The sequence below is a fragment of the Microbulbifer sediminum genome (assembly GCF_021729035.1).
In the GTDB taxonomy this organism is placed as follows: domain Bacteria; phylum Pseudomonadota; class Gammaproteobacteria; order Pseudomonadales; family Cellvibrionaceae; genus Microbulbifer; species Microbulbifer sediminum.
The window spans coordinates 126,561-146,577 of record NZ_JAJSAP010000009.1 but is presented as its reverse complement, the minus strand read 5'-3'; the positions used below and the strand labels follow the sequence as shown (position 1 = coordinate 146,577).

17 protein-coding genes are annotated in these 20,017 nt (G+C 55.2%); 12 read left to right on the top strand and 5 right to left on the bottom strand.

Features of this window, described 5'->3' with window-relative positions:
• From LVD11_RS15125 to LVD11_RS15115, 3 genes are all read left to right on the top strand, one after another.
• Positions 1-181, top strand: a 181-nt coding sequence (locus tag LVD11_RS15125; protein WP_237060376.1) for an IS3 family transposase, incomplete at its 5' end; no start/stop codon positions are given.
• A gap of 61 nt (positions 182-242) precedes the next feature.
• Positions 243-683 (top strand): hypothetical protein, encoded by a 441-nt coding sequence (locus LVD11_RS15120; protein ID WP_237060375.1) that lies wholly within the window; start codon positions 243-245, stop codon positions 681-683.
• Between the two features lie 498 nt (positions 684-1,181).
• A complete protein-coding gene (locus tag LVD11_RS15115) occupies positions 1,182-1,646 on the top strand; it encodes a hypothetical protein (protein ID WP_237060373.1) in 465 nt (154 codons plus the stop codon).
• A gap of 1,327 nt (positions 1,647-2,973) precedes the next feature.
• On the opposite strand, the gene LVD11_RS15110 is transcribed toward LVD11_RS15115, so the two are convergent.
• The gene (locus LVD11_RS15110) at positions 2,974-4,008 is read right to left on the bottom strand and encodes an alpha/beta hydrolase (protein ID WP_237060371.1); all 1,035 of its coding nucleotides are present in this window, start codon (positions 4,006-4,008) and stop codon (positions 2,974-2,976) included.
• 123 nt (positions 4,009-4,131) lie between these two features.
• Here LVD11_RS15110 and LVD11_RS15105 point away from each other — a divergent pair, with 123 nt between their 5' ends.
• Positions 4,132-5,085 carry a DnaJ C-terminal domain-containing protein gene (locus LVD11_RS15105; RefSeq protein ID WP_237060369.1) on the top strand — a complete coding sequence of 318 codons (954 nt, stop codon included), beginning with the start codon at positions 4,132-4,134 and terminating at the stop codon, positions 5,083-5,085.
• 16 nt (positions 5,086-5,101) lie between these two features.
• Complete coding sequence (locus LVD11_RS15100; RefSeq protein ID WP_237060368.1) at positions 5,102-5,431, top strand: chaperone modulator CbpM; 330 nt, start codon at positions 5,102-5,104, stop codon at positions 5,429-5,431.
• A gap of 9 nt (positions 5,432-5,440) precedes the next feature.
• On the opposite strand, the gene LVD11_RS15095 is transcribed toward LVD11_RS15100, so the two are convergent.
• Together LVD11_RS15095 and LVD11_RS15090 are read right to left on the bottom strand one after the other, a co-directional pair.
• Positions 5,441-6,424 carry a calcium/sodium antiporter gene (locus LVD11_RS15095; RefSeq protein WP_237060367.1) on the bottom strand — a complete coding sequence of 328 codons (984 nt, stop codon included), beginning with the start codon at positions 6,422-6,424 and terminating at the stop codon, positions 5,441-5,443.
• A gap of 1,248 nt (positions 6,425-7,672) precedes the next feature.
• Complete coding sequence (locus LVD11_RS15090) at positions 7,673-7,897, bottom strand: hypothetical protein (RefSeq protein WP_237060366.1); 225 nt, start codon at positions 7,895-7,897, stop codon at positions 7,673-7,675.
• Between the two features lie 99 nt (positions 7,898-7,996).
• Here LVD11_RS15090 and LVD11_RS15085 point away from each other — a divergent pair, with 99 nt between their 5' ends.
• The 6 genes from LVD11_RS15085 to LVD11_RS15060 are packed head-to-tail and all read left to right on the top strand — an operon-like array spanning position 7,997 to position 14,268.
• Positions 7,997-8,824, top strand: coding sequence for a 2OG-Fe(II) oxygenase (locus LVD11_RS15085; protein ID WP_237060365.1), 828 nt, complete (start codon positions 7,997-7,999; stop codon positions 8,822-8,824).
• On the top strand, positions 8,814-9,827 hold the full coding sequence (locus LVD11_RS15080) for a glycosyltransferase family 2 protein (RefSeq protein WP_237060364.1): 1,014 nt from the start codon (positions 8,814-8,816) through the stop codon (positions 9,825-9,827). Before LVD11_RS15085 ends, LVD11_RS15080 begins: the two co-directional genes overlap by 11 nt.
• A gap of 27 nt (positions 9,828-9,854) precedes the next feature.
• The gene (locus LVD11_RS15075; protein ID WP_237060363.1) at positions 9,855-10,634 is read left to right on the top strand and encodes a WecB/TagA/CpsF family glycosyltransferase; all 780 of its coding nucleotides are present in this window, start codon (positions 9,855-9,857) and stop codon (positions 10,632-10,634) included.
• 5 nt (positions 10,635-10,639) lie between these two features.
• The gene (locus LVD11_RS15070; protein WP_237060362.1) at positions 10,640-11,617 is read left to right on the top strand and encodes a glycosyltransferase family 2 protein; all 978 of its coding nucleotides are present in this window, start codon (positions 10,640-10,642) and stop codon (positions 11,615-11,617) included.
• A complete protein-coding gene (locus LVD11_RS15065; protein WP_237060360.1) occupies positions 11,610-12,884 on the top strand; it encodes a glycosyltransferase in 1,275 nt (424 codons plus the stop codon). Before LVD11_RS15070 ends, LVD11_RS15065 begins: the two co-directional genes overlap by 8 nt.
• 55 nt (positions 12,885-12,939) lie before the next feature.
• The gene (locus LVD11_RS15060) at positions 12,940-14,268 is read left to right on the top strand and encodes an O-antigen ligase family protein (protein WP_237060358.1); all 1,329 of its coding nucleotides are present in this window, start codon (positions 12,940-12,942) and stop codon (positions 14,266-14,268) included.
• A 58-nt stretch (positions 14,269-14,326) separates the two neighbouring features.
• Here the strand turns inward: LVD11_RS15060 and LVD11_RS15055 are convergent, their stop codons facing one another.
• Positions 14,327-16,534 carry a DUF5011 domain-containing protein gene (locus tag LVD11_RS15055; RefSeq protein ID WP_255775760.1) on the bottom strand — a complete coding sequence of 736 codons (2,208 nt, stop codon included), beginning with the start codon at positions 16,532-16,534 and terminating at the stop codon, positions 14,327-14,329.
• A gap of 1,057 nt (positions 16,535-17,591) precedes the next feature.
• Here LVD11_RS15055 and LVD11_RS15050 point away from each other — a divergent pair.
• On the top strand, positions 17,592-18,608 hold the full coding sequence (locus LVD11_RS15050) for a sulfotransferase family protein (protein WP_237060354.1): 1,017 nt from the start codon (positions 17,592-17,594) through the stop codon (positions 18,606-18,608).
• A 32-nt stretch (positions 18,609-18,640) separates the two neighbouring features.
• Here LVD11_RS15050 and LVD11_RS15045 read toward each other — a convergent pair whose 3' ends face one another.
• Entirely contained in the window at positions 18,641-20,008 is a 1,368-nt protein-coding gene (locus LVD11_RS15045; protein ID WP_237060352.1) for an oligosaccharide flippase family protein, read from the bottom strand.
• Positions 20,009-20,017: the final 9 nt, after the last annotated feature.

Below are 20,017 nucleotides of genomic sequence, written 5' to 3'. Positions count from 1 at the left end.
TGCTATCGTTGAATCCTTCTTCCATAGCATGAAGGCAGAGCTCGTTCATCAGCGAATGTTCGAAAATGAAATCGATTCAGTGGCACATATCATCGAGTATATAGAGTTCTACAACCGAGATCGGCTTCACTCCAGTCTCGGCTACCAATCACCGTCCGAATATGAAAAACTGGCGGCATAAAGTGTCCACGAAACTGGTAGCAGATCACCGCGCATGCTGCGGGCGTTAGGCATAAAAAGGAATGGGATATCACGTCGCTATTGTGAAGACAGAAGGTTCAGCGAACTCGGTGCTGAACGAATCGGAAATCAACACAGCACTGCGGGCTGATTCCGACTACTCGTTCGATGGAGTAATGTTAAGTCGCGGCGGTCAGCCATTTTTGCAGTTTAGCCAAGGTGAGCTTTGGTTGCAGAATCCTGGTGAAAGCCAACTTCAAGAGATGCTTGTGCTTGCGAGAAGGTTGAAAGCCCGAGTTCGAGGTGATGAATCTGAAACATACTCCTCCGTTTCGCAGATCTATGCGCATCCTGATGATAAAGAGCTCCGAGAGTTGGAGCGAGTTGAAACCAAGAAGATCAAAACAGCTACGAAAAAACGGCAGTGGATATTGAATGCGTCACTATTTGGTTTTTTCGTGTTGATCATTTCTGTTTTCAAGGTAGCAGGATGGCTGGAATGAAATCGCCTAACAAATGACTGTTGTCGGACGCACCTACGCTGGCGCTTCGGTGCGCCGCAAAGCAAAAGCGTTAGATTTTGATGGCCTCAAAAAACAGTAGTCATAAAACCTATGTTATTGCTTTCTTTTGCGGCTTGGTTGCGCATGTATTGCTCTGGTTTCTGTTGATCGGCTTCGATGACCAATGGCTATGCGCAGACTCTGAATGCTGGTCATTAATCGTTTTGGATATTCCAGTTTCTTCCTTATATTCGGGAAGCAATTACTCTGTCACCTACGGCTCGCTCTTGCTGGGATCGCTGTGGTGGGGAGTGCTATGGGGGGGTTTATACCGCCTGTTTCTATACATTAGAGCGGCTATCCAGGTGGTGCTTCGTCGTGAGTAATCTAACCAATCGTTGTAGTTCGTTCCGGGCCTCCGGCCCTACACCGGGTGCCCATTTCGCTGCGCTACATGGGCGCCGCTAAACAAAAGCGTTATGCATCCAAGGAGATTTAGTGAAATACCAAGTAAACTGGATAGGATTAGGGAAGAAGCTTACGAAGTTTATGAGTATGGCGATATCCATACCTGTTGCATTTGTTTTTATAGCAAGGCTTTTCTCTTCAGATTTCAATTTAGAAAAGACATTTGAGCATGTCGCAATATGGCAGCTACCGTTATTTTTCTTGGGTATAGTTGCTTTCTCAGCTGTATTCGGATTTTTAATAGCGGCAGCATTCAAATTTGCTTATGTAAAAATTGAAAATGGAAATCTAGTTGGCCGGAACTACTGGTTTTTTAAAAATAGCATCCCTCTTTCAGAGATTAATGAACTCTACCCGTTTAGTAATAACGGCATTGAGGCAGTCGTAGCGAGCGCTGGAAAGCATGGCAAGGTATATATCTCTACTCATACCGAAAACCTGGAAGATTTAATCGCAATCATAGAGTCCAAAATGGAATCTGGTGGTAATGCATAACAAACGTCGGCACAAATACACGCTTCACGCTTTGGACTCGCAACAAGTTGATCGCCTGTGCGGCGGGCGCTATGCATGCAAGGAATCGTAGTCTTTGATAGAAGTCGCAGAAGAAATAGTTGTCCCGCTAAGCAAAGATATGACCTTTAAGCTTATTACTGACATCGAGTACATAAAAAGAAATGCACTTGATGGCTTTCAGGTAAGTCATAGTTCTAGCAATCCTTTCGGATTCAATCAAACCATTTACATAAGACAATTGCCGTAAAAGTCTCTGAATCTAAACCGCCCGATTCAATCCAATTCGTGGCATCCACAGAAGATCAGAAGATCAAGGCGCTCATTGACTCCGATCTAAAGGGGATTAATGATCAAACTTTGCTTAGTGTTAACGTCCAACTTGATTTGGGTCTTCAATCTTTGCCTGGTTTTCTAAAAGTTATAATAAGATTTTTTGCAAGAAGGAGCTTGAAGAAAGAACTGGATAAGCTGATAAAGAGTGCCAAAACATATGCATAACAAGCGCAAGGAATCTGCTCCGGCCCGTTGGGCCTCCGAGGGGCGCCCAACACTATGCACCATTTGTGCTGGTCACCGCGCTCCCATTTTTGCACACGAGGTGTCTAGCATTGGTCGCCCCTTTTGCGGATGTTACACATTATGATGATTTGTCCGAAATGTGAGTATAAAAGAAATGCATATGAAAGGGCGCCTGACTGGCAATGCCCTGCGTGCGGTATTGCTTATTCTAAAATTGAGATCATCAAAGAGGATGCAATAGCGCAACGAGAGGAATGGAAAAGAGAAGATAAAGAGATAAGGGAAAGAGTTGAGAAATTTCGACCATTCGCAGTTTTTTTGTATCAGTCTATTCTTCGTTTACTTTTCTTACTTTTTTATGTCTGGAAAAAACAGTTTTGGCGTCGTATGGCCAGTCATATTAGGTGCATCTTTGCTCTTTTTATGTCACAAAATGGCCGTTACTGGAATTTTTTTCCATTTACCTTTTAATTTCACTCCGAGAGAGAAGTACCCCTCTAATTTTAAGCTTGAGCTACTGGCTGGCCTTGCTGGTGGCGTCTGGTTAGTCTACATAGGCTTTTCTAATTTTTTGGCTTTTGCGTAGCAGATGTGTAACAAATCTAGGCAGTATGCTACGGCCCTTCGCGGGACGTCTTATCCTGTGCACCTTTTGCGCGGGTCGCTACGCTCCCATGTTTGCACAAAACGTGCACAAGGTAAGCTGCCCCTGCCGGCGGCGTTAAGTGCAAGACTTACCCACGTTTAGTAGACACCACCGGTCGCAGAAACTGGACTGGACCCCGGATCAAGTGGAGCGAAGATGCTCCCTCAAAAATGCGATTATATCGTCCAGCGTGTCCGGCGCATCCTTGTCAAAACAGTTCCCCAGGTATTCATTGCAACCCGAGTCGAGGAAAGCGTGGCGCTTGCCGTCATAGATCCTGAACTCGATGGGCTGGCCCGCCGCGCGCATCCTGTCCACGAATTTCTGGATCGCTGCCGGTGGCGTGACGCGGTCCTCGCTGCCCACGTGTACAAAGGTTGGCGGCAGCCTGCGCTCGGTGGCTGGCGGAACCAGGTAAATCGGTGACACAGCCCGGTAGAGCTCCGGATGCCCGCTCGGCGTGACATCGCCGCCAAAAATACTGCGCGGGGCCGTGCTGGACCACTCCCAGAAACCATTGCTGCTGGTCTCGAAGCCGTCGAGCGCTTCCCGGTACAGGTCGAAGGCACCATAGCTCAGCACCGCCGCCTGTACCGCCAGCCCGTCTTCCTCCTGCACCTGTCCGACCGTTTTCCCGTCGGGCAAATAAGTGGGGTCGAAGCCGGGCTTGCCCGCGCCGAAACCGGCACCGCTCAGGTTCTGTCCGGCCATCAGTATCATGGCGGCAAGGTGAGCTCCGGCGCTGTCGCCTGTGACTGCCACGCGCCGGGGATCTCCGCCATAGTCTTCGATATGTGCCTTTACCCAGAGCAGGCCGCCGAGGGCATCCTCGATGATTTCGTTCATGCGGGTGGTGTTGCCATTATCTCCCAGCAGCCGGTAGTTCATATTGGCCACCACAAATTCCCCCTCTTCCGCCAGGTAGCGGGCGGCGGAATCCATGATGCTGTTGTCATTCAACAGCCAGCCGCCGCCGTGGTATATGACTACCACCGGATAGCTCGCGCGCGCCGTGGATGGCACATAGATATCCAGGGTCAGCGGCACGCCGCCGGGCTCGGCCCACAGGATATCCTCATGCACGGTGACTGATGCAGCCGCGGCGGCGCGGGGAGATGCAATTGCCGTCACCCAGCCTGACAGCAGCAGGGCTGTGATCGAGAGAAGCCGCAGCATGAAGGAAACCCTTGTTGTAGAGTTAGGGAAAGCCGCTACTATAAAAATCCCCGGCCCGGCATACCAGCGCCCGGTTGCGACTGGGAACACCGGGCGACGGATTCAGTAGGACTCCGGAGCGTCATGGAATACAAGGACTACTACCAGATCCTCGGTCTTGAGCGCGATGCCAGCCAGGACGAGATCAAGCGCGCCTATCGCAAGCTGGCGCGCAAATACCATCCGGATATCAGCAAGGAGGCCGGCGCCGAGGATCGCTTCAAGGAAGTGGGCGAAGCCTACGAGGTTCTGAAAGACCCGGAGAAGCGCGCCGCCTATGACCAGCTCGGCAGTGGCTACCATGCCGGCCAGGAGTTCCGCCCGCCACCCAACTGGGATGAGGGCTTCGAGTTCCACGGCGGGGGGTATACCGCGGCCGATCCGGAGGTGTTCAGCGATTTCTTCGAGAGCCTGTTTGGTCGCGGCGGCTTCAGCCATGGCTTCGGGGGCGCCCGCCAGCGCCACTACCATGCGCACGGTGAGAATACCTACGCGAAGATTGCCGTTGACCTGGAGGACAGCTATCACGGCGGCACCCGGCAGATTGCCCTCAAGCATTCCGAGCTGGGGCCCGACGGGCGGCCACAGCTCAAGGAGCGCAAGCTCAATGTAAAGATCCCCAAAGGCGTGACCGAGGGCCAGCAAATCCGCCTGGCGGGGCAGGGCGAGCCCGGCTTCGGCGAAGGCAAGCCCGGCGACCTGTACCTGGAAATCGCCTTCAATCCGCATCCGCTGTATTCGGTCGAGGGTACGACCGTCTACCTGAACCTGCCGGTGGCGCCCTGGGAGGCAGCCCTGGGTGCCAAGGTCAAGGTGCCCACACCGGAAGGTGCCATCAACCTGACCATCCCCGCCGACAGTGGCAATGGCAGCAGGCTGCGCCTGAAAGGCCGCGGCATACCCGCCAAGACGCCGGGCGACATGTTCGTGGTATTGCAGGTGGTGGCACCGCCGGCCGGGACAGAGGCGGAAAAAGAGGCCTATCGCGCGTTCAGCCAGGCCTTCACTTTCGATCCCCGCAGTGGGCTGGGCAGCTGAGTAGAGGAGAGTGGCTATGAAACCGGGCCAACGGGAGGAAATCAGCGGCGCCATCCTGGATGAGGAGAGTGAGCTGACCCTGGGAGAACTCTGCCGCGCCTGCGATATTGCCGCCGAGGAAGTGCTGGCGCTGGTGGAAGAGGGAGTGATTGAACCGCGCGGTCGTAGCCGCACCCGCTGGCGCTTCAGTGGTATCTGCGTCAGGAAGGTTCGCCGGGTGTACAGTCTCGAGCGGGACCTGGGGCTCAACCTCGCCGGCGCGGCCCTGGCGCTGGAGCTGCTGGAAGAAGTCGAGCGGCTCCAGGCGCGGCTGGCGCGCCTGGAGCGGGAGCGGGGCCGCCGGTAGTGCCGGGGCTCACATGCCCGCGGCGCGGGTAATGGTCATCGCCAGGTAGGCGTTGTAGACGATATAGGCCAGCAGCAGGCCGGCACCCTCGAGGCGGTTAATGCGGCCCTGGCCGCGGAAACCGTAGCCGAACACAAACAGCGCCACAGTCAATCCCACCACCATCGGCCAGTCGCGCGACAGCACCTCCGCCGGCACGTCCGACATGGGCGCAATCACGCCGGCGATCCCCACCACCGCCAGCAGGTTGAACATATTGGAGCCCACGACGTTACCGATGGCGATATCGTGCTCGCCCTTGCGCGCCGCTACCACGGTGGCTGCGAGCTCCGGCAGGGAGGTGCCCAGCGCGACGATCGTCAGGCCGATGATCAGGTCGCTGACGCCCAGCGATTCGGCAATCGTGACCGCCCCCCAGACCAGGACCCGCGAGCTGATGATCAGCAGCACCAGGCCCGCCACCACCCAGAAAATGGCGCGGCCAAGAGGCATGGCATGCACCTCCAGCTCGCTCTCCATCTCGCCCTCGAGCTTGTCGCCCTTGCCCCGCAGGGCGGAAAAAATGGACCACCCGATGAGGCCGAAGAAGCCGGCCAGCAGTATCCCTGCCTCCCAGCGCGCCAGGCCGCCGTCCCAGAGGAATGCTCCGGTCAGGCAGCTGATGGCAAGCAACAGCGGGAGCTCCTTGCGGACGATCTTGGAGTGAACCGCCAGCGGTATCATCAGCGCGGTCAGGCCCAGGATCAGGCCGGTATTGGCAATATTGGAGCCGTAGGCATTGCCCAGCGCCAGCCCGGGGCTGCCGTCCAGGGCTGCCATCGCGGAGACCACCATTTCCGGCGCCGAGGTGCCGAAGCCAACGATCACCATGCCGATCAGCAATGGCGGCATGCCGGCATGCTGGGCGGTTGCGGCTGCACCCTCGACGAAGCGGTCGGCACTCCAGACCAGTAAAGCAAATCCAGCGACGATGGCGATCAGGGCAAGCAACATAAGTTTTCCAGTTGTCGGGTTCGGATGGGTCCTGGGGAACCTCGGAACCAGGGGTACACAAACGGCCGGCGGCGGCCGGTGGGCGGCAGATTTTACAAGCTGCAGCGCTTTGGGGAACCCCTTTTGCCCTGGCGGTGATGGCCAGGGCTACGGTTCCGGCCCGGAGAGGCGCCCGGTTACTTCATCAAAGTAGAAGTCTCCCCGGGGCCAAAACGTCATTCTGCATGCGCAACAAGGTGATCCCTGGTGCACCTGATCGGTGCAGGCGTCCCCTCCTTTATAAGAGACCCGCCAGGCGCCCGCGGTTCAGCTGCCGGGCCTTTCCCGGGTTCCCGCACCTGATGGTGGCAGTTCATCCCCTACACCGGGCAGCCCGGGGAGTGCCGCAGTACCGGCGGAAATCACCGGGCGGCAGATACAGCAGGGCGGTGGCTACGGGGCTCGAAGCTATAGTGCGCCGCCTCTTTGGCCGCACAGCCGGATCGCCTGGTCGGGGAATCAGCGCGGAAGAATATCGTCGGACGCCTGGCCCGGATCCTCGACGACGAGGCACATCGGGACTTGCTGAGCCGCCTGCGTACCGGGCAATCAACCATTGATGCGGACAGGAAGCGCGGTACGGACATTATGCGTCCTGTCGCGCCCAGCCCGGGCTCACCGAGCGGGTGCCAGGGCTGATGGATGCCAGGCTGGTGGAACTGAAATGAACCGCTCAATGCCGATCCAGGCTATTGGCGGTCGGGCCCTGTCAGTTGACTTATTTAAGTTAACACGATCGAGCCAGTTAATAACACTAAATAAGCGGTTTTGTACCAGTCACGACGGCAAAGACACTTATACGTGGTTCATTGTTTCCCCCGCCCATTTACAGTGAAAAAAAATTTATCAATAATCAGAGGCACTGGTAGGGGTAGAAATTTCCACAGCCTTACTTCGGGTTGCGACGTACTCATTACTAACCTGTCTGCTCGTAAAAAAGCGATACAACAAGCGAAAGCAAGAACAGGATTGCTCGTGGCGGGACGTCCGGAAGCTGCCAGGTCGGTGCAGCGACAATGGAGCAGGTTTCGGTAATGCCGGGCAAGCTGCCCGCGAGAGGCTCCTGCTAACCCTTAAATTGGTACAGTAGCCCCCCGATCCGTTCTTGCGGAAAATCGGCCGCCCGATTTTAAAGACCACACCTGCTGGCATTGCCCTTGGTAATGTCGCTGATCAGCTGGGGTGCGATTGGGGAAACCCACCGGTGCGCTAAAGGAAAGCCACTGGAAAGCTGCGCAGGGAGCGCGACAACATGATCTCCATTACTTCACTGTACCCGTCTGGCGTGCAGGTATCTGCCATTTCCTCTTTCCAGCGACTTTTCTGGCTCCTGGGCAGGTCTGCGTCCCCGGCTCGACGACTTTCCCTGTGTCCGGTAAAGGCGCTTTGCATTTCGTTCCCACGGGTATGGGTATGGCCTGGGATATCCTGCATTGCCGCGACACCTGTCCGCAGCATATTCCAGCCAACCACCCCGGCTGCCCATCGAAAAGTCCGTCTTTGCCCCTTTAGATCAAATACGAAATGAAAAGTATGAAGGAATTTACTTACCGGGACTACCTTCCCAGCGAGCGCCTGAAGGCACTCGTACAGGAAAATGCCGAAGCCTATCGCAATGCCCGGCCGTTTGCCCATGGTGTGTATGACGGCGTTTTCTCCCCGGAACTACTCGACGCCGTCCTCGATGAATTCGAGCGGGGTAAGAAATATTGGCGTGAGTTCAATTCAAAGTATGAAAAAAAATTGCAGATGAGTTCGGATCTCAGCATGGGGCCAGTTACCCGAAACTTGATCCATACCCTGAACTCAGCGCCATTTCTGGAATTCCTGGAGCAACTGACCGGTATCCAGGGCCTGATCCCCGACCCATACCTGCACGGTGCCGGGTTACATAAAATACCCCGCGGCGGGAAGCTTGGCGTACACGTGGACTTCAACGGACATCGGCGGATGAATGTCTATCGCCGTATCAACGTACTTATTTACCTGAACAAAGACTGGCAGGAAGACTGGGGTGGGGATTTTGAGTTGTGGTGTGCGAAGGAAAAAGCCTGCAAAAAATCTATACCACCTTTATTCAATCGGATGGCAATTTTCTCGACCACTTCCAAAAGCTACCACGGCCATCCACATCCGCTGAATTGCCCGGAGGATAGACACCGGGTTTCGTTGGCTCTTTACTACTATACCGCCGGTGACCGGGGTGAGCAGAAAAAAGCGTTACACAGCACTATTTTCCTGCGCCCGGACGGTCGGGAAGAGGAATTGTCAGGACAGCCACGGGGGCTGGTGGCCAGGGTTCGCCGGGCCATGGCCAAAAGGCTGGGAATAGGCCGTGGGCAGGTGACGCATGCCAGCTGAAAACCATGGCACGCCCTCACTGGGTATTGTCGCTATTGGCAGGAATGAAGGTGCGCGATTGTCCTCCTGCCTGGAATCCCTGTGTGCGACCGGCCTCCCGGTGGTCTATGTGGATTCGGGCTCCAGTGACGGCAGCGCAGAGCTGGCAGGAAAACTGGTTGAGTCAGTGGTGCGCCTCAGCCCGGATCGGCCATTCACCGCCGCCCGTGCCCGTAACGAGGGCGCCGCGCGGTTACTGGACCGCTATCCCGACCTCTCCAGGATCCAGTTTGTCGACGGTGACTGTGTGCTTGATCCTGGCTGGCTGGAACGGGCATCCGCTGAAATGGACGAAAAGCCCGGGTTAGCGATTGTCTGTGGCCGTCGCCGTGAAATTCGACCGGAAGCTTCGATATATAACCAGCTCTGCGACATGGAGTGGGACACCCCGGTAGGGGAGGCGGCCTCAAGCGGTGGTGACTTTATGGTTCGCGTGGAGGCTTTCCGGTCTGTGGAGGGCTTTAACAGTGAAATGATTGCCGGTGAGGAGCCGGAGCTGTGTTACCGGATTCGTGCCGCGGGCTGGAAAATACAGCGCCTGCCGTATGCAATGACTCTCCATGATGCGGATATCTCCCGCTTTAGCCAGTTCTGGTTGCGGGCTAAACGTGCCGGCCACGCCTACGCGCACGGCGCATTTCTGCATGCCGGTGATGGCTCCGGATTCCGCCAGCGGGAAGTCCGCAGTATTGTTGTTTATGGCGCTGCGTTGCCGACTGCGCTGCTGGTATTGAGCCTGTTTATCGGCCCCGCAGTCCTGCCCATGTTACCACTGGCCTATGCACTACTGGCTATCCGTGTATATCGTGGTCGGCGAGCAGAGGGGAAAAAAGAAAGCAGGCGTGCGTCATGGCTCTACGCACTTTCCGTCGTCGTGGGAAAGTTTGCCCAAATGGCTGGTGTTATCGAGTTCCACACAAGCCGGCGGCGACATAAAGCAATGGAGCTGATCGAGTATAAATAGCATATTCGCGGGAAGGGAGTCCCCAGCATGAGCCAGCAGCGCAGCATTGGCATCTGTAATATAGACCGCATAACCATGTCATCGGCACTTGAAAGCATCCGGTCGATGAGTCGGCAACTGCCCAATAAATTTGTAGTGACACCCAACATTGACCACCTACAGAGACTGGTCAGCGGCGTTAACCATGAACAGCTGAGGGAAATCTATCGCCGGGCCGGTCTTTCACTGTGCGACAGCCGTATCCTCGCGCATCTCCTTCGCCTTAAGGGTATGAGCATACCCGAGGTGGTTCCGGGCAGCGCGCTGACAAAAGCACTGTTTGACACAGTGCTGACATCGAGCGACCGGATACTGCTGATTGGTGGCGAGGAGAGCGTGTTTCTTCGTATACGCTCCCAGTATCCTCACCTGAATCTGGTACACCATAATCCCAGCATGGGGTTTATTGACCGGGAGGACGAGGTCAACACGTTGACGCAATTTATCCTGCGCCAGCGGGCTCACTATATCTTCCTGGCACTCGGCTCGCCACAGCAGGAGCTGCTGGCAAATCGTCTCGCCGCCGTGCCCGAGTCGCGGGGCGTGACGCTCTGCATAGGGGCATCCCTATTGTTCCTGTCCGGCCAACAACAGCGCGCCCCACTATGGCTCCAGCGGCTGTCGCTGGAGTGGCTGCACCGGATGCTTACCAGCCCGCGCCGTCTCGCACCGCGCTACTTCAAGAACCTGCTTTCGCTACGGGCCATCTATCGCAATATCCGGCGAGAAGACCGGCACCCCCTGGCAGCGACTGGAAATCAGGCCTGATACTTATGTTGGCAATAAAAGACAAACAGTATGTTGTAATCTCTCCGTGTCGTGATGAAGAGGAATACCTCGAACACACTCTGCACAGTGTCATCAACCAGACACTACCCCCGGCGCTCTGGATAATTGTCGATGATGGTTCCTCGGACCGGACCCCGGAAATCCTCGCACGCTATGCGGAAAAGTATGAGTTTATCCGCGTACACCGCCGGGATAACCGTGGCTATCGCAATGTTGGTCCCGGGGTGGTCGATGCCTTCTATGCCGGGCTGGAACTGATCGATCTTGATCAATTCAATTTCCTCTGCAAGCTCGACCTGGATCTAGAGCTCCCAAGCCGCTACTTTGAAACCCTGCTGACCAAGATGGCCGCGGATCCCCGCCTTGGGTGTGCCAGTGGCAAGCCCTACAACCTGCGCGATGGAGCACTGGTGAGTGAACGCCGGGGGGATGAGATGTCCGTCGGAATGACGAAGTTCTACCGAACACAGTGCTTCCGGGAAATCGGGGGTATTGTCCGTGAAGTCATGTGGGACGCGATCGATTGCCACCGGGCGAGGATGCTGGGGTGGAAGGCAAGGAGCTGGGACGAGCCGGACCTGCGATTCATTCACTTGAGGATCATGGGGTCCAGCCAGCAGGGCATCCTCACCGGAAAAATGCGCCACGGGTATGGCCAGTACTATATGGGTACCGGTTTTCTGTACCTGAGCGCCACGGCAATTTTCCGCGTGCTTGATTACCCGGCGTTTGCCGGCAGCCTGGCAGTACTATGGGGTTACCTGCGCAGCTGGGTTGCTGGCAGGCCGAGGATCAATGATCGGGAATTCATCCGTTATTTACGGGCTTTCCAGCACACAGCGCTCATACAGGGAAAACGGCGCGCAATCGACCAATTCGAGGCTGCGGGGCGAGAGCGCTGGCAATCAACGCGTGGGCCAGAGGACCCGCAACCGTCTACCGGGGCAGCCGCCAATGCCTGAGGCTCCTATTGCGTACCTTGCACCGGAGATCCCGGGGCTATCCAGTACCTTTGTCTACAAGGAAATATTCCTTCTGGAGGAAACCGGAATTAAGGTCGAGCCCTTCTCGATTCACCCGACAGCCGTGCCGAACGGAAATGAGAAGCTCGAGAGCCTCGCGGGGCGCACATTCCTTATTTACGGACAGGGCATCGGGCGTCTGGTGCGGAGCCATCTCTCCTTACTGCTCAGCAACCCGCGGCGCTACTGGCGGACGCTACGAACAGTGCTTGGTGACGCCCGTTCCGCAGAGGGCGGTGCCAGGGTCGCCTGGGGCCTGTGTTACCGTGCGGTACTCGCACCGGTGCTGGCACGGGAAATGATGCGCAGGAAGGTTACTCACCTCCATGTACACTTTGCCCACGTGAGTACGGACATCGGAATGTATGCATCTATGCTGACCGGCATTCCTTTCTCGATCACCGCGCATGCCAACGACCTGTTCCAGCGGGGCTATCTACTCGACCGGAAGGCGGATCGCGCAGCATTTCTTGCCACAATATCCAGGTTCAATCTCCGCTGGCTGCAGGAGCGGGGGGTGGCGGCAGGTAAGCTTCGACTGGTCCGCTGTGGTGTTGATAGCCGGGAATTCGCTCCGCGGCCACACAGCCCACGTAACAAACCAGTCCGTTTTGGTTTTCTGGCCAGGATTGTCGAAAAGAAAGGCCTGGACCTGTTAGTCGACGCCTGTGCATTGCTCAAGGCCCGGGGCTTACGGTTCCGTCTCGACGTGGCCGGGGACGGCCCGCTGCAGGCACAGGTACAGCGACAGGCTGTTACGGCGGGACTGGAAACCGAGGTCCGTTTTCTCGGCGCAATGCAGAATTGCCATGTGGGCGAATGGCTCGGGCAGCTCGATTGTCTCGTATTGCCCTGTAGGAAGGATAGCGCGGGAGACATGGATGGTATCCCGGTTGTACTGATGGAAGCCATGCTCAGCGGAGTTCCCGTCATATCCACGTCGGTATCCGGTGTGCCCGAACTGGTGATCGACCAGCAAACCGGCCTGGTGGCAGAGCCTGAAGCGCAATCGATTGCGGATGCCATGCATGCGTTGATCGAAGAACGACCAGAGATAACCGATACACGGATCTGGGCGGCAAGAAAACTTGTGGCGGATGAGTTCGATATCCATCGGAACACTATGCACCTGATGGACCTGATCGATGCAGCCCGGGCGAGCAGGAGCCAGCCCGGCTCGGGCCACACCGGAATGGCGGTAAGCTAACATGCCGAGCCCCAGCGCTTACCTGGTATTACTCCTCTGGCCGGCGCTGGCGGCATTGCTCTACAGCCGGTTACCGGCTATTACCGCCACTTTTATCACCATCGTCGGTGGTTACCTTTTTTTGCCGGTAAAGGTTGAATTTGACCTTCCATTATTGCCGCCCCTTGACCAGGAGACCATTCCAGTCATTACAGCAGCAGTAGCGTGCCTACTGGTCAAGGGGACGGGGTTCGTTGGAATACCACCGCGCGGCATAGAGCGCTTTATCGTTGTCCTCCTATTGCTTTCACCCGTTGCCACTGTGCTCACCAATGGTGAGCCCTATTTCAATGGTGAAATTTTTATCCGCGGACTTACGGTAAAAGACAGCCTGACAGCCATCGTAGAGACGTACCTGATGATTTTGCCTTTCATCCTGGGTCTCGCGCTGGTGAGAACGGATCAGGACCTGATCAGGGTCTTTCGTCTTCTGGTGTTGTTGGCTTTGGTATATACGCCGCTTGTACTGTATGAGGCGCGGATGAGCCCACAGCTCCACACGATGCTTTATGGGTTCTTTCCGCACAGTTTTGCCCAGCAAGTCCGTTTCGGCGGCTTCAGGCCGGTAGTGTTTATCGGCCACGGCCTTCTTCTCGCCGTTTTCTATACGGTCCCGTTTATTATTACCGCCATCCTGTCCAGGGCACGCCAGCGCATTTCGCCTGTACCAACCGTGTTTTTTTCGTTTTACCTGGCTCTGATTCTTGTCGTATGCAAGTCCGTTGCGGCCTGGCTGATAGGAATCGTCGGCTTTTGCACAATCATGTTCATGCCGGCATTCCTTACCAGCCTGTTAACACGAACAATATGTACGATTGTCATCGCCTACCCAATGCTCTGCATTCTTGACCTGTTTCCACATCGGGAATTTGTCGACTTTGCTGCGCTGTTCGGGGAGGGCCGTGCCCAGTCCCTGGATTTCCGCTTTTACCATGAGGAACGCCTCCTGGAACATGCACGGGAGAAGCTTCTGCTGGGCTGGGGGGCATGGGGCAGGAATCGCCTGGCAGACTCGGTCACAGACGGTTTCTGGATTATCCAGCTGGGGACTTATGGGCTCGTGATGTTTGCCGGGCTCTTTGGGCTGATGTCCGGCAGTATTTTCCGCGCCCTGAAAGCTGCAAAAATGGCCAGTGACCCCCGGCGCCGGTCACTGTTTGCCGGGGCGGCGCTGCTGGGCGCGTTAATGATGATGAACCAGCTACCAAACAGTTCCCTGTACTCCTGGCTCTGGTTTTTGTTCGGTTGTATAGGCGGAGTAACCTATAACCGCGTCACTGCCCGTGACACATTGCATACTGCTGGGAACACTTATTCCAGGGGGGAACCGCCGGTACCAGGATGACTGTGAGGGAGGGCCGCCCGGCGCTTTGGCCGGGCTTAAGAATAAGCCGGCGCTTTTGTTAAGTGCCCGGCTTCAGCGGTATCGCATAGTCGCGACCAATTGTGGCACCACAACCAGCTACATCAGTAAATATTCTGTCATTATCCTGGAGCGCAGAGCCGTCTGGGTGATCGCTATCAAGGATGCACTCCATATTGACAGAGTTGAAGACGTTGTCCGTGGCCATGATATTTACCCCACCGAGGCGCATCTGGGCCTGGTTCTGATCCACCTGGTCCAGCAGGTACTCATTGTTGAAAAAGCCGGAGTACAGGTGACCGGACTCGAGTTCAGTAAAAGATGCTGAGTCGTGCTGGGGATCCATCTCTGTATCGTTGAAAATGCTGTCAAAGACAAAATTGAAATGGGGCGTAAAATGTCCTGACAATGTCCTTGGGCGAGTGTAATTCGCGCGGAGACTGAAATCCTCAGGATCCTTGCTAATATCTACCCGATCAAAAGCATCTGACTGCCGAAGGGTCAGCCGGTGTTTGCCTCCCCGCTGGCCGATATGGTTCCCCCTGAACCAGACATTCGAAACGACCAGGCCCCAGGCTCCCATAAACCGGGCGTTATGCTCGATAGCCGTCTTGGTGTCAACGCCGGCAATGCCGCCGTTCACCATCAGGCAGTTATTCATACAGCCTATATTGACATTAGGCAGGTTGTCGCTCCTCGCACGTTGCACAGAGTCGGTAAAGAAAATCCCATACGATAAAGGTACCTGGTCACAGTCCAGCTCGTTCGGATTGTTCATGCAGTAATTGGTTGAGTCACCGAAGGCGAAAAACCCGGGAAACTCACCGGTCTCCGACCAGTCCATATCCAGGTCGTGCATGGTGACCAGAGTGGCGGACGTCCCCGTAATTGCCCGGCCCACTTTGAGTCCGGTTACCGTAATTCCATAGGCCCAGCCCTGGGTAATATGGCCCTGTGCGTCTTTCGCAAGCATGGGGTAACTCCGCGCGTCCTCTGTCCGCGGCACGTCCAGGCAGCGATCCACAACGCCGACCTGGACAAGCGGAACAACAGGGCGCTTACCGTCGCCATAACTTGCCACGGTAACGTCCCGTTCCTGATAGCCTATACAGATATCGCCGAACCGCTCCCCGGCATGCAGCAGGACCCGCTTGCCGCTGAACTCACCTGGCTGCGGCACGGATACGTGTCTACTTGCACCCTGGGGGCACCCGGAGAAGTTGCTGGTGGGAGAAACGCAAATCACATCCTCAGCGGCGTAGGCACTTTCCTGAGCGAGTACGCGGATGGTGATGAAGTCCTCGCCATACGCCTGGTCTGGCGACTGGACGCGAACGCCCACCCGATATTCACAGGCACCATCCTGGTAGTTGCTGCTTTCAGGTTTGCAGGTGAAAGTGTGCAGGGCGCGGGGAGACGGGCCCACCTGGGAGTTCCGGCTAATACCAGTGGTTGAGAAGTTGCCTGAATCCGGATCATCAAAGTCGAAGTGGTATCGAAACCATTGACCCGTAGCACAGGCCTCGGAATCCGAACCGCCGCTCAGGTCACTACAGGCGGCATCTGTGGACTCCTGGGCAGAAAAGTAGATTGTCTCCGGCGAAACGGCCTCTGTTCTGGTGAGTGAACGCAGTCTTGCGGTGATATCGTCTGACTGAACTCCTCCATGACCAACAAGTACGGTACGCTCTCTGGTGCTTTCCACCCCGCCGGAGTCCCTGGCAGAGTAGCGTACCCAGTAGTGGCCAGGAGCACTCGTATCAACGTTGGAGGTGCTGACAAGTTGTCCCGTCAGGTCACCGTCCTCCGGGTCCTCAGCCGTTGCCCCGGCATCTTCGTAATCCGAGCCCACAGGGATTACCACCCGTCTACTGCCTTTAAGCGATATCACCGGAGCTGAGTTATCATTCACCACGACCTCGCGAGATCGCTTATCCGAGGCCCCGGCGGAATCCTCAACAGAATAGGTCACGATATAGGTGGCAGGTGAAAATGGATCGACTTCATCCCCGCCAATAACGATCTGGTCGCTGATGTCCCCGTCTTCATTATCCTCCGCTGTTGCGCCAGGCTCTTTATAGGCGGTGCCATAAGTAAGCACTATACGGGAACTACCTGACAGCGTAATGACGGGGGGCGAATTCGTCAGGGATGTCCTGCCCGAAGCCCCGTCATTATCGTTCGATCCTCCGCCTCCACAGCCTGTGAGTAACGTCAGCACGAAAATCGAAAGAGCAAGCCTGAACATCGTTAATATCCGTATTAGATAAGCTGTCATGGATGGACAGCGTAATTGTAAACGTGGTTCCAAACTGATATTGGTGCCCGTACATTGACCAGCTGTCACAAAGAACCAATAAAAGCGAAAAGTGCAACTGAACAGCCTGGACATTGCCGGGCAATAATTGAAGCGCTAACCCGCCTGGAAAAAACTCAAACACAATTCCTACAGCGGACGGACACGGGCGTGGAGGCTACATGCCTTCACCGCAGGAAAAATCTGGCGCTGAGCATTATGGAATTATCGATCCACAACCGGGAACCAGGGGCATGAACAGCATGAACACGATTATACCTTTTACATGTCACCCCGCGCCTCATAGAGAACCGGAAGAAATTCACGAAACGGCTAATACGAACGATAACCAGGAAACAGCTGGTACAGCAGGCTAACTAACACGTTCTATTTGGCACATTCGTTTACTGCCGCAAACGGCGTCAAACCCGCTGATACGGTTCAGTCAAAGTTAGTGGGGGCTGCATGAATGCGGATAATGGCACAAAGGTGCAGAAACAGGAGCCTTAACCGAAACAGGAGTGCAGGAATGTGCGCTGTTTGGCTGAAAATGGCATCGGGTCAATCCGGGCGGATTGGGCAAGATCGAAAAGCGAATTCCCGGAACCAGAGCGAAATTTCTGCCGACGGTCAGTCATGCAAAACAGAGCGTTTTCGATGCATGGCCGGCCTGCTTGGCATAAAATACAGCTGGTATCCGGGGTACCGAAATCGGAAAAGTCTGGTCGCTGACATTCGGGGCTTGAATTGGAGCAGGGTCTGGCAGTTGCCAGGCGGACTGTGGACCGAACTGACAGGGCGTACTCAGCGCGTGATCAACATCGCCATTCTTATGTCTGGCATGAGAATTGTATGCTGTTTGCTTTCCTCACGCTGCCAGTAGTTGCTGGAACGTAAATCCACGCGCAATAAAAGCATGGCGCCAGTAATATTGAATTCGTACCTGAACCGGGCAATAGATCTGAATTAGTCCATTACCACCCAATGATGTAGCACTGAAGGAAATATTATGCGTGCAAAAGGATTTGCTGCAGCCCGTTCTGTTGACGCTGGCGGAACCGGACGCGAAAAGAAGAAAAATCCGCTGTTGCCAGACTTTTTTGTGATCGGTGCAATGAAGTCTGCGTCCACCTCACTTTACTTTTACCTCGAGCAGCACCCGCAAATATTTCTCCCGGCTAGAAAGGAGCCAGAGTATTTTTCTTTCCGGTACGCTTCGCAAGATGACTACAAGTGGTATCAGGCGCTTTACGAAGCTGCAAAGCCGGGACAGCTTTTAGGGGACTGCTCCACGGGCTATTCCCGTGGCCTGGACGAGCGCAATATTCCCGAGCGCATTGCCATGCAAGTGCCAAGCGCAAAAATTATTTACCTGCTGAGAAACCCAGTAGAGAGAGCATGGTCACACTATATCCATCGAATGAACGAGCGGATCTCTGAGGGGAAGCCGGTGCTCGACTTCGACCGGGCTGTACGGGAACTGCCAGATATCATTGACGCGGGGCTCTATTGCAAGTGCCTGCGCGCTTACCTTGAGTACTTCCCCCGGGAACAGGTAAAAGTATTCATTTTGGATGAGCTTCTGGCGGATCCGGAGCGGCACAGTGAAGAGCTGGACCAGTTCCTGAATGTGCCGCACATTCGAGGTAGAACATTCCAGCGTGCCAATGCGGCAGGCCAGTGGAATAAAGAAAAAAAGGTTACTGCATGGTTGCAGGAACTGGAGAAAAGTATGCTGGGCAGGGTATTGAAAAGATTGCTGCCTCGCAGCCTGCGGTCAAGGATTCGCCAGGCATTCCGTTCCAGCAGATGGGTGCGGGCGATCGCAGACCGTAAGGCCAGGACAGTCGAGCTACCGAAAAGGCCGCCAAAGGAAATCCAGAGCTGGCTTTTTGACCGATATCGGGAAGAAATGCTTGCGCTGCAGGAGCTGCTGGGTCGTCCTGTCCCTTCAAGCTGGCTTTGGGCGGAGCAAGCCCGGGTTGTTTCCATCGACTCCGGGAAAAAATACCACGAGGCCGTTTAATCCGGGGAAATAATGGGGCAATTTTTGCCCCATTATCCATGGGTGGACAGCGAAACAGCCAGCTCGCTGATATACCCGGGTAACAATAGAATCATTGGAACAGAAAAAATAACTCCATCGAGCAGCATTGTTTTTCTATTGAAATAGGGAAGGGCCACTGCAACAGTCGCCAACCCTGCTGCCAGCTGGCCGAATGCTGTTCCTCCTATGATGTAAGCACTGTTCCCATACAGGTAACCGAGGAACATGCCGACACTGATAGTGCCCAATTGGATCAGGCGAACCAGGAATACCCTTCGTGAATCAGCATGCGCCTTAAGTACCGGCAAGTACAGTGCAGTAACGATAAGCCCGCCGGAACCCAGCACTACAACCGCTAAAAAATCTGCCACGGTGGAAAATTCAGGCGTATATAAAAGCCTCACCAACGGTCCGGAAAGCGAACTCAGGGCCAGGATGAAGATCGCGGAGACAGCAAAAATGCCCAGCCGTATTTTCGCCGATAAAGCTTCATTATTCGCACTGCCCTTATTCTGGCAGTAAACCGGGAATAACCATTTTTCACTGAATTCGCGTAGCACCGTAGCCAGCACAAGCCCTATATTGGATGCAATGGCAAAAAAACCAAGCAGCCCGGGCAAGAGTATAAAGCTGATCCCCAGTTTGTAGCCGTCCCTGATGCCCCAGGTTACGATTGTGGCGGGAAGCATCCACTTACCGTAATTAAATATGCTATGAAGCGCAGCCCTATCAATGTGGATTCGGTTCGTGACGCCTGGAAGCACCTTGTGGGAAAGTATTACCGTGCCGGTTACGGCGATGGCGTTGGCCCACAAAACTGATGACGCATCGGGCCATAGAGAACACAACAGGATTGCGGTCAATAGAGAGATGAGCCGTTCCAGCAGCAATATGGCGGCGGGCCTTGCTGGCCTCAATTGTTTTTCCTGTTGAAAGACCTTGGTTGAGGCAAGTCCCGTCAGGAGTGCGGTCAGCGCACAAATACGCAGGTATTCATCAATATTGCTAATGCCTGGATAGATATGGTGTATGAAGAGTGATGCCGCCAGCAGCACTGCACCAACAAGGCCATACTGCAATATGCGCAGTGTCCAGACAGTATTGACATAGGCGGCATCGGCTAAACCGCGGTTGCTGTTTATGATGCTGCCACGCAGGCCAATCTCTGAGCAGAGTGTTATCAGGCCTGTAATGGTGGATACCACGAGAATCTCACCAAATGCCTCCGGTGCCAGGAGCCTTGTCAGCAGTATGGTCGAGATCAGGCGCAGGAATATGGTTGCACCCTGGGATGCCAGCACAATCCCGGCACTACTGGCCAGTGGTGGTAGCGAAGAAAAGAAAAGGCCAATACGTCCGTGTAGGGGTTGGGTCGTCATGGTGAATTA